Below are 13465 nucleotides of genomic sequence, written 5' to 3' on the forward strand. Positions count from 1 at the left end.
GCCGTATGACCTCCGACGCGCCCGAGGACCCGCAGGCCGAGCTGAGCCGCTACCGGCAGAGCATCGACAACATCGACGCGGCGCTCATCCACCTGCTCGCTGAGCGGTTCAAGGCAACGCAGGCCGTCGGGCGGCTCAAGGCGGCGAGCGGCATGCCGGCCTCCGACCCCGCGCGCGAGCGCGAGCAGATCGCCCGGCTGCGGGCGCTCGCCGAGGAGTCGCACCTCGACCCCGAGTTCGCCGAGAAGTGGTTCACCTTCGTCGTCGCCGAGGTGATCCACCACCACGAGCGGCTCGCCGGCAACGGCGCCGGTGCTGGCGCCACGGCGGACGCCACCGCGCAGGGCGAGTGACCGCCCCGGCGGACTGGGACCCGCGCGCCCTGCCCCGGCTCGACGGGCGCACCGTCGTCGTCACGGGCGGCAACGCCGGCATCGGCTACTTCGTCTCGGAGCAGCTCGCCTCGGCGGGGGCGCGCGTCGTCATCGCGGCGCGCTCGGCCGAGAAGGCGCGGCTCGCGATCGACTCGATCCGCTCTCGGTTCCCGGAGGCCGAGCTCGCGCACGTCCCTCTCGACCTGACCTCGCTCGCCTCCGTGCGCGCGGCATCCGAGCGCATCGCGGAGTTCCGGCCTCTGCACGCGCTCGTGAACAACGCCGGCCGCGTCGTCGCGTCGCGGCGGCGGCTCGAGACCGAGGACGGCTTCGAGCTCACGGTCGGCGGCAACTTCCTCGGGCACTTCGCCCTTACGACGCTGCTGTTCCCCGCGCTCGCGGCCGACGGTCGGGTCGTGGGACTCGGCAGCGACTCGACGCGCATGGTGCGGCTCGAGCCGACGAAGCTGTGGTCGGAGCACCGCTACGGGGCGTTCCGCGCGTACGCGTACTCGAAGCACGCCGTGACGGGGTTCCAGCTGGAGCTCGCGCGGCGGCTCGCGGCGGCGGGTGACACGCGCCGCTCGCTGCTCGCGCACCCCGGGTGGGCGACGAGCGCCTACGCGGCGCGGCGCCCCGGCATCACCGACCGCGACCCGTGGCGCGGGCGCTTCTTCGAGACCCTCACGGGCTGGGTCGGGCAGGGCAAGGACCGCGGCGCCTGGCCCGTCGTGCGCGCCGTCGCCGACCCGGATGCCGCCAACGGCAGCTACTTCGGGCCGCGGTGGGAGCTCGCCGGGCGTCCGGTGCCCACGCGCCCCGTCGCATCCGCCGCTTCGCGCGAGTTCGGCGCGTGGCTGTGGGGCGACGCGGAGGTCAAGACGGGCATCCGCTTCCCGCTGTAGGCGGCACCCCCCTACCCGCTGGTTGAGTAGCCCGCGGAGCGGGCGTATCGAAACCCCACCGACGTCATACGTTCGTCCGGTTTCGATACGCGCCCTGCGGCCGCTACTCAACCAGCGGGAAGCGGCCGCTACTCAACCAGCGGGAGAGCGGCTGTACTCAACCAGCGGTGAGCGGCGTCACGCGAACCGCGCCCGCAGCGGCTCGCGGAACGTCGCCGCGAGCTCGTCCACGGACGCCGTGAAGACTCCCTGCACCTCGAGCGCGGGCTCGGTGTCGGTCACCCCGATGCGCAGCACGGGGTAGCCGCGGCCCTCGCACAGGCGCGTGAACTTGACGTCCTCCTCGCGCGGCACGGCGACGAGCACGCGGCCGGTCGACTCCGAGAAGAGCGCCGTGGCGAGGTCGACGCCGTCGCGCTCGAGCAGCTCGTCGAGGAACACGCGCGCACCCACGCCGAAGCGCAGCACGCCCTCCGCGAGGGCGATCGCGAGACCGCCGTCGGCGAGGTCGTGCGCGGCGGCGAGTAGACCCTCGTGGGCGGCCGCGGCGAGCAGCGCTCCGAGGTTCTTCTCGGCGTCGAGGTCGACGGCCGGCGGGCGTCCGCCGAGGTGGCCGTGCACGACGCCGGCCCACGCGGAGCCGTCGAGCTCCAGAGCGGTCGTGCCGAGCAGGTAGAGGTTGTCGCCGGCGTCCTGCCAGCCCGACGGCACGCGGCGTCCGACGTCGTCGATCGTGCCGAGCACGGCCACGACGGGGGTCGGGTGGATGGGCACGTCGCCCGTCTGGTTGTAGAACGACACGTTGCCGCCCGTCACGGGGATGCCAAGGGCGAGGCAGCCATCCGCGAGGCCCTCGACGGCGCGCGAGAACTGCCACATGACCTCGGGGTTCTCCGGGCTTCCGAAGTTGAGGCAGTCCGACACGGCGGCGGGCACAGCACCCGTGACGGCGACGTTGCGGTACGCCTCGGCGAGCGCGAGCTGGGCGCCCTGGTACGGGTCGAGGTAGCAGTAGCGGCCGTTGGCATCCGTCGCGAGGGCGAAGCCGAGCCCCGAGGACTCGTCGACGCGCACCATGCCGCCGTCGTCGGGGTAGCTGAGCGCCGTATTGCCGAGCACGTACTTGTCGTACTGCGCGGTGATCCAGCTCTTATCGGCGAGGTTCGCCGAGCCGAGCAGGCGCAGCGTCTGCTCCTTGAGCTCGCCGCCGTCCGTCGGGCGCGCGAGCACGGATGCGGTGTCGTCGTTCACGTGGTCGATCCACGTGGGGTAGGCGATCGGCCGCTCGTACACGGGGCCGTCGACCGCGACCGTACGCGGGTCGACGTCGACGATTGTCTCGCCCTTCCAGTCGATGACGAGGCGGCCGGTTCCGGTGACCTCGCCGAGCACGCTCGCCTCGACATCCCACTTGCGGATCACCGCGAGGAACGCGTCGAGCTTCTCGGGCGCGACGACCGCCATCATGCGCTCCTGGCTCTCCGACATGAGGATCTCCTCGGCCGTGAGCGAGGGGTCGCGCAGCAGCACCTCGTCGAGCACGATGTGCATGCCGCCGTCGCCGTTGGAGGCGAGCTCGGAGGTCGCGCACGAGATGCCCGCGGCGCCGAGATCCTGGATGCCCTCGACGAGGCCCTCGCGATAGAGCTCGAGGCAGCACTCGATGAGCACCTTCTCCATGAAGGGGTCGCCCACCTGCACGGCGGGGCGCTTGCGGCCCGAGCCCTCGTCGAACGACTCCGACGCGAGGATCGAGGCGCCCCCGATGCCGTCGCCGCCCGTGCGGGCGCCGAACAGCACGACCTTGTTGCCGACGCCGCGCGCGTTGGCGAGGTGCAGGTCCTCGTGGCGCAGCACGCCCACGGCGAGCGCGTTGACGAGCGGGTTGGCCTGGTAGATCGGGTCGAACCACGTCTCGCCGCCGATGTTCGGCAGGCCGAGGCAGTTGCCGTAGAAGCTGATGCCGCTCACGACGCCCGGCACGACGCGGGCGGTGTCGGGGTGGTCGAGCGCGCCGAAGCGGAGGGCGTCCATGACGGCGACGGGCCGCGCGCCCATCGAGATGATGTCGCGCACGATGCCGCCGACGCCCGTCGCGGCGCCCTGGAACGGCTCGACGTAGCTCGGGTGGTTGTGGCTCTCGATCTTGAAGGTGACGGCCCAGCCCTCGCCGATGTCGACGACGCCCGCGTTCTCGCCCATGCCGACCATGAGGTTCTTCGTCATCTCGGGGCTGACCTTCTGGCCGAACTGCCGCAGGTGCACCTTGGAGCTCTTGTAGGAGCAGTGCTCGCTCCACATGACGGAGTACATCGCGAGCTCGCCGCTCGTGGGCCGGCGCCCGAGGATCTCGCGGATGCGGTGGTACTCGTCGGTCTTGAGTCCGAGCGCCGCGTACGGCTGCTCCTTCTCCGGAGTGGCGATGGCGTTCTCGACGGTGTCGACGACGTGCGTCGAGGGGGTGCTCACGGGGGATTGCTCCTCAGAACGGGGCGAGCGGGAACAGGGCCATCCTACCGGCGCTCGCATGCGCATCCTTCGGGCGGGATGTCGTGCACGCGTGGCAGCGGATGCGCGGCGGCCGCCCCCCGCATCCGGCACTCTGGGACGCATGAGCCTCCGCCGCGTCGTCGTCCTGCACGGGTACACCGCGCACCCCGGCAAGCACTGGTTCGGGTGGCTGCGCGAGCAGCTCGCCCCGCTCGGGGTCGTGACCGAGGTGCCGACCCTGCCCGACACCGAGCACCCCGAGGCCGGCGCGTGGACGGATGCCGCGGTCGCCGCGATCGGGCGCGTCGACGCGTCCACGGCGGTCGTCGGCCACAGCCTCGGCACGATCACCGCGGTGCGCGCCCTCGGCCGCGTGTTCGACGAGCAGCCGGATGCGCGCCTCGGCTCCCTCGCGCTCGTCGCCCCGTTCGTCGACCCCGTGCCGATCTACCCCGAGCTCGACCCGTTCACGGTCGGGCTGCCGGAGCTGCCGGCGCTCGCGGCGCGCATCGACCGGCGGCTCGTCATCCGGTCGGACTTCGACCCCGAGGTGCCGATCGAGCTCGCGCCGCCCGTCGCCGCGGGGCTCTCGGCCGAGGAGGTCGTGGTGCCCGGCGCGCAGCACTTCTGCGAGTCGGAGGGCGTCACGGCGCTCCCGCCTCTCGTCGACTGGCTGCTCTAGCTGTCGATCAGGTGCTCGAGCGCCGCGAGGGTCTCCTCCGCCCACGCGATCGCCGCGCGCGCCGAGTACTCCCCTGCCGAGATGGTCATGAGCTGGTAGGGCGTATGCGCATCCGCTGGCCCCGCCTCGGTCGCCCGCCGCGCATCCGCGAGCACCTCGAGCTGCCGCTCCGCGAGGGCCCGGTGCTCCTCGACGAGCTCCCGGCACGCGCGCGCGCCGATCGCGTCGCCGAAGAAGAGCCGCAGCAGCATCCCGTTGCGCGGAGGCGTGCGAATGGGCGGTTCGCGCATGAGCTCGACGAGCCGCGCGCGCCCGGACGCCGTGAGTCGGTACGTCGACGAGCCCGTGCGCGTGCCGCCGACGGCCTCCACGTGACCCTCCTCGCGCAGGCGCGCGAGCGCGGGGTAGATCTGGCCGAAGCTCTCGCTCCAGAACGCGCCGAGGTGCTCGAGGATCGCCTCGCGCAGGGCGTAGCCGCTCATGGGACCGACGCTCAGGGCCGCGAGCACCGCGAGGTCGGTCTGGGTCGCGCGTGCCATGCTCCGACTATATCTGCTAGACATATGGATGTATCTGACAGAAAGGTCACGGATGCCGTCCCTGCTCCCGCTCATCGCCGCGGTCGCCGCCGCCGCGCTCTACGCGGGCATCGTCGCGTTCCAGCTCGCGCTCGCGGCGGGCGTGCCGTGGGGCCGCGCCGCCTACGGCGGGCAGCGCGACGACCTGCCGGCATCGATGCGCGTCTCGAGCGGCGTCGCCGCCGTCCTGTGGGCGGGCTTCGCGCTCATCGTGCTCCGCCGGGTCGGACTCGTCGGCTGGGCGCCGCTCCCGGATGCGTGGCTCCCTGCCGCCGTCTGGGTCGCCGCCGCGCTCGCGGGCCTCTCCGTCGTGCTCAACGCGATCACGCGCAGCCGCATCGAGCGCGCGATCTGGCTGCCCGCATCCGTGCTCCTGCTGGCAGCGACCCTCGCACTCGCCCTGACGGCGGGCTGAGGTTGGCGGTAATCTTGCGCTGACTGGCGTTCCGGCCACTGTCTGGCGAGGCGCGGATCCGTCACCCTGAGACACGGCCGTGATCGCGGTCGGAATGGAGGCGACATGCGGCGGCATCGGGTCGTCGTGCTCGTGCTCGACGGGGCGCAGCCGCTCGACGTCGGCATCCCCGCGCAGACCTTCCAGGCGCGCGACGAGCTGCCCTACGACGTGCTCATGTGCGGTGTCGAGCCGGGCGCCGTGCGCTCGGGCGAGGGGATGTCGTACCTCGTCGAGCACGGACTCGAGGCGCTCGAGCGAGCCGACACCGTCATCGTGCCGGGCTACCGCGAGCCCACCCGCCCGGTCGACCCGCGCGTCGTCGATGCCCTGCGCGCCGCCCGCGCGCGCGGCGCCCGGATCGCCGCGATCTGCACGGGAGTCTTCGCCGTCGCCGCCGCCGGCCTCCTCGACGGTCGCCGGGCCACCACGCACTGGCGGCACGCGCCCGACCTCGCGCGGCTGCACCCGCAGATCGACGTCGACGGCAGCGTGCTCTTCATCGACGAGGGCGACGTGCTCACCTCGGCGGGGGTCGCATCCGGCATCGACCTGTGCCTGCACCTCATCCGCGCCGACCACGGCGTGCGGATGTCGAACGTCGCCGCCCGCAGGCTCGTCGCGGCGCCGTACCGCAGCGGCGGGCAGTCGCAGTACATCCCGCGCTCGGTGCCGGAGCAGCTCGGCGACCGCTTCGCGGCGACCCGCGCGTGGGCGCTCGAGCGGCTCGGCGAGCCGCTGACCGTGCCCGACCTCGCGCGGCACGCGGCCGTCTCGACGCGCACCTTCTCCCGCCGCTTCGTCGAGGACACCGGCTACACCCCGCTGCAGTGGATCCTGCGGGCGCGCGTCGACCTCGCTCGCGAGCTGCTCGAGCGTACGGAGCTCCCCGTCGACCGCGTGGCGGCGGATGTGGGCCTCGGCACGGGCGCGAACCTGCGGTTGCACTTCCACCGCATCCTCGGCACGAGCCCGAGCGAGTACCGGCACATCTTCGCCCGCGCGTCCTGAGGCGGACGCGGCGCCGCTGGCGCGAAGCTCGCGCATCGTGGCCGTCGCGCCCCTGTCGCGGCGGTGAGCGCGACGCGACCGTGGAGGGGTAGCAACCGCTCCACGGAAGGAAACACCATGACCACGCGCGTCGCCATCAACGGCTTCGGCCGCATCGGCCGCAACGTGCTGCGCGCTCTCCTCGAGCGCGACACCGATCTCGAGGTCGTCGCCGTCAACGACCTCACCTCGTCCGAGACGCTCGCACAGCTGCTGCGCTACGACTCGACGCTCGGCCGCCTCGGCCGCCCCGTCGAGGCGGGCGACGACCACCTCGTCGTCGACGGCCACCGCATCGCCGTGCTCGCCGAGCGCGAGCCCGCCGCGCTGCCGTGGGCCGAGCTCGGCGTCGACGTCGTGCTCGAATCGACCGGGCGCTTCACCTCGGCGGATGCCGCTGCCGCGCACCTCGAGGCGGGCGCCGGTCGCGTGCTCGTGAGCGCGGCATCCGCGGGCGCCGACGTGACGATCGCCTACGGCGTGAACCACGACGAGTACGACCCCGAGCGGCACCGCATCGTGTCGAACGCGTCGTGCACGACGAACGCGCTCGCCCCGCTCGCGCAGGTGCTGCACCGCGTGGCCGGCATCGAGGCGGGCTTCATGACGACCGTGCACGCCTACACGCAGGAGCAGAACCTGCAGGACGGCCCGCACCGCGACCTCCGCCGCGCCCGCGCCGCCGCCGTCAACATCGCGCCGACGACGACGAACGCCGCGACCGCGATCGGTCGTGTGCTGCCCGAGCTCGACGGCCGCCTCGACGGCTACGCCATCCGCGTGCCCGTCGCGGTGGGCTCGCTCGTCGAGCTCAACGTCACGGTCGAGCGCGAGGTGACCGTCGACGAGCTGCACGCGGCCTATCGCGAGGCCGCCGAGGGCCGACTCGCGGGCGTGCTCACCTACACCGATGACCCGCTCGTCTCGACCGACATCGTGGGCGACCCGGCCTCGTCGATCTTCGACGCGGGCCTCACGAAGGTGCTCGGCCGCCACGTGAAGGTCGCATCCTGGTACGACAACGAGTGGGGCTTCTCGAACCGCGTCGTCGACACCCTCACCCTCCTCGCCCCCTGACCCAGGTCCGCGAGAGTACGTACTTTTCCCCCGAAATGGCCCCTCAGCGCCGCAAAGTACGTACTCTCGCGGACGGTGGCTCGCGGGCGTAGCCTCGGGGCATGGCGATCAAGACCCAGCCCACGGACGCCGACGTCACCGCGTTCCTCGACGCGGTTCCGGATGCGCGGCGCCGCTCCGAGGGGCACGCCGTGCGCGAGCTCATGGAGCGTGTGACCGGCGAGAAGCCCGTCATGTGGGGGCCGAGCATGGTCGGTTTCGGCAGCTACGCCTACCAGGGCAAGGCGAGCTCGGGCGAGTGGTTCGTCGTCGGCTTCTCGCCCCGCAAGGCCGCCCTCACGATCTACGGCGTCTACGACGACTACGGCCCCGTCGATCCGCTCTTCGAGCAGCTCGGCACCCACACGACGGGCAAGGGCTGCCTCTACCTCAAGCGACTCGACGCGGTCGACACGGTCGTGCTCGAGACGCTCGTGCGGCAGGCGTGGGAGCGCGCGAAGCGCTGAGGTTCAGGCGGGCTGAGTCTCGGTGGGCTGAACCTCAGACGCGCGCGAGCACCGCGTCGATCGCCGACTGGAAGAACTTGAGGCCGTCGACACCCGAGCGCATCGCATCCGGCATGTCGGGGCCGAAGCCGGGCTCGGTCGCGTGCTCGGGGTGCGGCATGAGGCCCACGACGTTGCCGCGCTCGTTCGTGAGGCCGGCGATGTCGCGCAGCGAGCCGTTCGGGTTCGCGTCGAGGTAGCGGAACGCCACGAGGCCCTCGCCCTCGAGGCGGTCGAGCGTCTCCTCGGTCGCGATGTAGCCGCCCTCGCCGTTCTTGAGCGGGATGGTGATCTCGTCGCCGACCTCGAACGCGCTCGTCCACGCCGTCGACGCGTTCTCGACGCGCAGGCGCTGGTCGCGGCACACGAAGTCGCCGTGGTCGTTGCGGATGAGGCCGCCGGGCAGCAGCTGCGCCTCGACGAGGATCTGGAAGCCGTTGCAGATGCCGAGCACGGGCATGCCGGCGTTCGCGGCGTCGATCACCTCGGACATGATGGGCGCGTGCGCGGCGATCGCGCCGCAGCGCAGGTAGTCGCCGTAGCTGAAGCCGCCCGGCAGCACGATGGCGTCGACGCCCTGCAGTTCGTGGTCGGCGTGCCACAGCGCGACCGGCTCGGCACCGGCGAGCCGCACGGCGCGCTGCGCGTCGCGATCGTCGAGCGAACCCGGGAAGGTGACGACGCCGATGCGCACCGACATCAGGCGACCTCGACCTTCACGACGTCCTCGATGACCTGGTTCGAGAGGAACTCCTCCGCGAGGCGCTGCGCCTCGGCGAGCACGGCATCCGTGACCTCGCCGTCGACCGTCAGCTCGAACCGCTTGCCGATGCGCACGGAGCTGAACGTGGTCGAGCCCTGCTTGGCGATCGCGCCCGAGGTGGCCTTGCCGGCGGGGTCGAGGAGCTCGGGCTTCGGCATGACCTCGACGACGATGGTGGGCACGGACGACTCCCGGATGTTCGAGGGGCGGGGGAACGCCCTCAGTCTACGACGCGCGCATGCTCGAGGTCGGCGAGCCCGCGCGGCCACGCGTCCTCGATCGACCAGCGGGCCCAGTCGGAGTAGCCCGACGCCGAGGGGTGGAAGCGGTCGGATGCGAAGAAGTCCGGTCCGTAGGCGGGCGGCAGCTGGTCGGTCATCATCCAGCGCTCGTCGCGCGCGACGACCCGGCGGGCGGCCCGCTCGAGGTTGCGCGAGTGTCGGTAGAGGGTCGTGCGCAGGGGGTCGGGCAGCAGCTCGAAGCGCGCGAAGATCGGCAGGTTCGACACGAGGATGCGCGCCTCCGGCAGCCGGTCGCTGAGCGTCTCGAGCAGGCGGCGCAGGTCGCGCGCGAACGCGCCGGCGGATCGCGCGTGGAGGGCGTCGTTCGCGCCGAGGCTCACGAACACGAGGTCGGCGGGACGCGCGAGCGCGTCGGTGAGGTACCGGTCGAGGAACTGGCCCGTGTGCACGCCGTTCTCGCCGACCGCGCGCCAGATGACGCCACGGCCCGTGCGGGCGTGCAGCTCGCGCGCGAGCGCGCCCGGCAGCGCCTCGTCCTGCGTCGCGGCGCCGACGCCCGCGGCGGTCGAGTCGCCGATGACGGCGAGGCGCAGCGGGTCGGGGCCCTCGAGCTTGCCCTCCCAGGGGCGGGCGGCATCCGGCAGCTTCTCGACGTTCGCGAGCAGTGTGCGACGCTGGGCCAGGATGCGGGCCCCGTGCAGCACGAGGAACGCGCGGCTGGCGCGCAGCGCGCGGGGTTCCACGGGGTCGGTCACGGTGCGAGTGTAGGTGAGGGATCCCGCAGCTTCGCTCAGCCGCGGCCGGGCGTCGTCACGAGGATGCGGTTGGCCCACGGGTCCTCGAGCTCGACCGTGCGGCCGTCGTCGCGGGTCTCGATGCCGAAGTGCGCGAGACGCTCGCCGAGCTCTCCGAGCGCGTCGGCATCCGGCACCTCGATGTCGACGCGGCCGAGGCCGAGCGTCTGCTGGCGGCGGCCGGCGCCGCGCGAGTTCCACACGTTCATGGCCATGTGGTGGTGGTAGCCGCCCGCCGACACGAACACGGCCTGGTCGGGGATGCTGATGGTCTCGTCGAAGCCGAGGCGGTCGACGTAGAAGGCGCGGGCGCTCGCGGTGTCGCCGACCGAGAGATGCACGTGGCCGACACGCGCGTCGCCGGGGAGCGGGCCCGCGAGGCCCTCCTCGGTGAGGTTCTCCTGCAGGAAGCGGTTCGGGTCGAGGTAGACGGTGCCCATCTCGATCGTGCCGTGCACCCAGCTCCACTGCGTGCGGTCACGGTCCCAGTAGAGCTCGACGCCGTTGCCCTCGGGGTCGTCGAAGTAGAACGCGTTCGACACGAAGTGGTCGGACGAGCCCGTGAAGGTGCCCGGATGCTTCTGCGCGACCGAGTAGACGGCCGCGGCGAGCGCGGCCTTCGTGTCGAAGAGGATCGCCGTGTGGAACAGGCCCGCCTCGCGCGGCCCGGCGTGCCGCAGCTCGGGGGTGTGCACGAGGATCACGACCGGGCGGTCGCCCTCGGGCGTGCGGCGGCCGAGCACGGTGCGGGGACCGGATGCGTCGAGCTCATCGAGCCCGACGGCGTCGCGGTAGTAGCGCGTCATCGCATCGAGGTCGGCGACGTTGAGGGTCACCGCGCCCATGGCGGTGTCGTGAGCGAGGCGGGGCGTGTCGGTCATGGCACGTACAACAATACTTGATGCGACAACTATTCCGACAGTGTTGCGGGGGCGCGCACCCCCGCTGGGCGTCACCGCTCGTGACGCGGGCCGCCGCTGTACCGCTGGTTGAGTGCCGCGCGCCGCGCCCGCAGGGCGCGACGCACGGCGTATCGAAACCCGAGGGACGTATGACGTGCGGAGGGATCGCATCCCGTGGCCCGCTGTTGATACGCGGGTGCGAGGGTTTCGATACGCGTCGTGCCGCGCGGACGCGCGGCACGACGCTACTCAACCAACGGAGAGGCGCGAGTTTCGCTACTCAACCCACGGAGAGGCGCGAGTTTCGCTACTCAACCCACGGAGAGGCGCGAGTTTCGCTACTCAACCAACGGCGTGAGGGCGACGCTACGCCGTCAACCGCTCGATGAGCTCGCGGTACCGCGCCGCCGTGCGCTCCACGATCTCGGCGGGCAGCTCGGGCGGGGTGCCCGTCTTGTCCCAGTTGGCCGCGAGCCAGTCGCGCACGATCTGCTTGTCGAAGCTGTCGAGCCGGTGCTCGCCGCCGGCCGCGTAGAGCTCGGCATCCCAGTAGCGCGACGAGTCCGAGGTGAGCACCTCGTCCGCGAGCGTGATCTCGCCCGTCTCCGGGTCGCGTCCGAACTCGAACTTGGTGTCGGCGAGGATCACGCCGCGCGCCTCGGCGATCGCCGACGCATCCGCGAACACCCGCAGGCTCAGCTCGCGGATCGCCGCCGCATCCGCCTCTCCCACGAGCTCGACGGTGCGCTCGTACGAGATGTTCTCGTCGTGCTCGCCGAGCGGCGCCTTGTAGGCGGGGGTGTAGATGGGCTCGGGCAGGCGGTCGCCGTTCGACAGCCCGGCGGGCAGCGGGATGCCGCACACCGCCTGAGTCTGCTGGTACTCGGCCCAGCCCGAGCCGACGAGGTAGCCGCGAACGACCGCCTCGATGGGGAACATGTCGAGCCGCTTCACGAGCATGGCGCGCTCGGCGACATCCGGGGGCAGCGGGGTCTGCAGGGCGGCGAGCCCGCCGCGGGTCGGCTCGACGAGGTGGTTCGGCACGCCGAGCCGCCCGAACCACCACAGGCTCAGTTGCGTGAGCAGCGCCCCCTTGCCGGGGATGCCGGGCTCGAGCACGTGGTCGAACGCGCTCACGCGATCGGATGCGACGACGAGCGCGCGCCCCGGCTCGGTGTCGGAGAGGTAGAGGTCGCGCACCTTGCCCGAGTACTCGTGGCGCCAGCGCAGCGCCTCGAGCCGCGGGTCGCCGGCGCTCATCGCACGACCCGCTCGGCGATGTCGCGGCGGTAGTGGCCGCCCTCGAGACGGATGCGGCCGAGCGCCTCGTAGGCGGCGTCGCGCGCCGCGCGGAACCCGTCGCCGCGGCCGACGACGCCGAGCACGCGCCCGCCCGTCGCGACGAAGCGGTCGTCGGAGACCGCGGTGCCCGCGTGCAGGATCGTGACGCCGGGCACCTGGGCGGCATCCGCGAGCCCCTCGATCTCGCGGCCCGTGATGGGGTCCTCGGGGTAGCCCTCGCTCGCGAGCACGACGACGACGGCGTCCTCGTCGGAGAAGGTCGGATACGGCAGCCGACCGAGCCCGCCGGTCGCGGCCGCGAGCAGCAGTTGCGAGAGCGGGGTCGTGAGGCGCGGCAGCACGACCTGCGTCTCGGGGTCGCCGAAGCGGGCGTTGAACTCGATGACGCGCACGGCGCCGCCGCCCGGGCCCCCTTCGTCGGTGATGATGAGGCCGCAGTAGAGGAGGCCGATGAACGGCGTGCCTTCCTCCTCGAGGGCGCGCACCGTCGGCAGGGCGATCGTGTCGAGCACCTCGTCGACGAACGCGGCCTCGGCCCCCCAGCGGTCGGCGAGCCACGGCAGCGGCGAGTAGGCGCCCATGCCACCCGTGTTCGGGCCCTCGTCGCCGTCGTAGGCGCGCTTGTAGTCCTGGGCGGGGCTGAGCGGCACGACGTCGTGGCCGTCGGCGAGGAAGAAGAGCGACACCTCCTGGCCCGAGAGGAACTCCTCGACGAGCACGGGGCCGTGCTGCAGGTAGTACTCGCCGTGGGCGAGCGCCGCGTCGCGGTCGGTCGTCACGAGCACGCCCTTGCCGGCGGCGAGCCCGTCGGCCTTGACGACGTGCGGGGCACCCAGCTCGTCGAGAGCGGATGCGAGCTCCTCGCCCGTCGTGGCGCGCACGGCCCGGCCGGTCGGCACGTTCGCCTTCTCCATGATGCGCTTCGCGAACGCCTTCGAGCCCTCGAGCGCGGCGGCCGCCTTGCCGGGGCCGAACACCGGCACGCCCTTCGCGCGCAGCGCATCCGCCACCCCCGCGACGAGCGGGGCCTCGGGGCCGACGACGACGAGCTCGATGTCGTTGTCGAGCGCGTACTGCGTGACGATGCGGCCGTTGGTCGCGTCGAGCGCGACCGTCTCGACGCGCGCGGCGATGCCGGCGTTGCCGGGAGCGGCGGTGATCTCGTGCCCCGCGTCCTCCGCGAGGAGGGCTTCGACGATGGCGTGCTCGCGGGCACCGGATCCGAGGACGAGGATCTTCACCCGGACAGGCTACCCGGCCCGCGTCGGGTGGCCCCGCGCGGCGTCGGACGCAGCGGGCGGCGAAGT

15 protein-coding genes are annotated in these 13465 nt (G+C 72.6%); 7 read left to right on the plus strand and 8 right to left on the minus strand.

The window, feature by feature from the left end:
* The first annotated feature begins 5 nt into the window (after positions 1–5).
* Together H4J02_RS00610 and H4J02_RS00615 are read left to right on the plus strand one after the other, a co-directional pair.
* Entirely contained in the window at positions 6–353 is a 348-nt protein-coding gene (locus tag H4J02_RS00610) for a chorismate mutase (protein ID WP_187675220.1), read from the plus strand.
* Positions 350–1279, plus strand: a complete 930-nt coding sequence (locus H4J02_RS00615; protein ID WP_187675221.1) for an SDR family NAD(P)-dependent oxidoreductase — start codon at positions 350–352, stop codon at positions 1277–1279. The genes H4J02_RS00610 and H4J02_RS00615 overlap by 4 nt, the downstream gene beginning before the upstream one ends.
* A 177-nt stretch (positions 1280–1456) precedes the next feature.
* On the opposite strand, the gene purL is transcribed toward H4J02_RS00615, so the two are convergent.
* Positions 1457–3808, minus strand: coding sequence for a phosphoribosylformylglycinamidine synthase subunit PurL (gene purL / locus H4J02_RS00620; RefSeq protein ID WP_187675222.1), 2352 nt, complete (start codon positions 3806–3808; stop codon positions 1457–1459).
* A gap of 82 nt (positions 3809–3890) precedes the next feature.
* Between purL and H4J02_RS00625 the strand changes: the two genes are divergently transcribed.
* Entirely contained in the window at positions 3891–4451 is a 561-nt protein-coding gene (locus H4J02_RS00625) for an alpha/beta hydrolase (RefSeq protein ID WP_187675223.1), read from the plus strand.
* Here H4J02_RS00625 and H4J02_RS00630 read toward each other — a convergent pair.
* Complete coding sequence (locus H4J02_RS00630) at positions 4448–4990, minus strand: PadR family transcriptional regulator (RefSeq protein ID WP_187675224.1); 543 nt, start codon at positions 4988–4990, stop codon at positions 4448–4450. The genes H4J02_RS00625 and H4J02_RS00630 overlap by 4 nt on opposite strands.
* 52 nt (positions 4991–5042) lie before the next feature.
* On the opposite strand from H4J02_RS00630, the gene H4J02_RS00635 reads away from it, so the two are divergent.
* From H4J02_RS00635 to H4J02_RS00650, 4 genes are all read left to right on the plus strand, one after another.
* Positions 5043–5444: a hypothetical protein gene (locus H4J02_RS00635; RefSeq protein ID WP_187675225.1), complete on the plus strand. Its 402-nt coding sequence runs from the start codon at positions 5043–5045 to the stop codon at positions 5442–5444.
* 105 nt (positions 5445–5549) lie between these two features.
* Positions 5550–6494 carry a GlxA family transcriptional regulator gene (locus H4J02_RS00640; protein WP_187675226.1) on the plus strand — a complete coding sequence of 315 codons (945 nt, stop codon included), beginning with the start codon at positions 5550–5552 and terminating at the stop codon, positions 6492–6494.
* Between the two features lie 117 nt (positions 6495–6611).
* Positions 6612–7610, plus strand: coding sequence for a type I glyceraldehyde-3-phosphate dehydrogenase (gap, locus tag H4J02_RS00645; protein ID WP_187675227.1), 999 nt, complete (start codon positions 6612–6614; stop codon positions 7608–7610).
* Between the two features lie 101 nt (positions 7611–7711).
* Positions 7712–8116, plus strand: coding sequence for a DUF1801 domain-containing protein (locus tag H4J02_RS00650; RefSeq protein WP_187675228.1), 405 nt, complete (start codon positions 7712–7714; stop codon positions 8114–8116).
* Positions 8117–8150: 34 nt separating this feature from the next.
* On the opposite strand, the gene purQ is transcribed toward H4J02_RS00650, so the two are convergent.
* The 6 genes from purQ to purD all read right to left on the minus strand — a co-directional run bounded on the left by purQ (position 8151) and on the right by purD (position 13399).
* Entirely contained in the window at positions 8151–8855 is a 705-nt protein-coding gene (gene purQ, locus H4J02_RS00655; protein ID WP_187675229.1) for a phosphoribosylformylglycinamidine synthase subunit PurQ, read from the minus strand.
* The gene (locus tag H4J02_RS00660; RefSeq protein ID WP_187675230.1) at positions 8855–9100 is read right to left on the minus strand and encodes a phosphoribosylformylglycinamidine synthase subunit PurS; all 246 of its coding nucleotides are present in this window, start codon (positions 9098–9100) and stop codon (positions 8855–8857) included. Before H4J02_RS00660 ends, purQ begins: the two co-directional genes overlap by 1 nt.
* A 38-nt stretch (positions 9101–9138) precedes the next feature.
* Complete coding sequence (locus tag H4J02_RS00665; protein WP_187675231.1) at positions 9139–9915, minus strand: SGNH/GDSL hydrolase family protein; 777 nt, start codon at positions 9913–9915, stop codon at positions 9139–9141.
* A 35-nt stretch (positions 9916–9950) separates the two neighbouring features.
* Positions 9951–10835, minus strand: a complete 885-nt coding sequence (locus H4J02_RS00670) for a VOC family protein (RefSeq protein ID WP_222942195.1) — start codon at positions 10833–10835, stop codon at positions 9951–9953.
* Positions 10836–11222: 387 nt separating this feature from the next.
* On the minus strand, positions 11223–12116 hold the full coding sequence (locus H4J02_RS00675; protein WP_187675232.1) for a phosphoribosylaminoimidazolesuccinocarboxamide synthase: 894 nt from the start codon (positions 12114–12116) through the stop codon (positions 11223–11225).
* A complete protein-coding gene (gene purD / locus H4J02_RS00680) occupies positions 12113–13399 on the minus strand; it encodes a phosphoribosylamine--glycine ligase (protein ID WP_187675233.1) in 1287 nt (428 codons plus the stop codon). Before purD ends, H4J02_RS00675 begins: the two co-directional genes overlap by 4 nt.
* Between the last annotated feature and the right edge of the window lie 66 nt (positions 13400–13465).

The sequence above is a fragment of the Protaetiibacter sp. SSC-01 genome, from assembly GCF_014483895.1.
GTDB lineage: Bacteria > Actinomycetota > Actinomycetes > Actinomycetales > Microbacteriaceae > Homoserinibacter.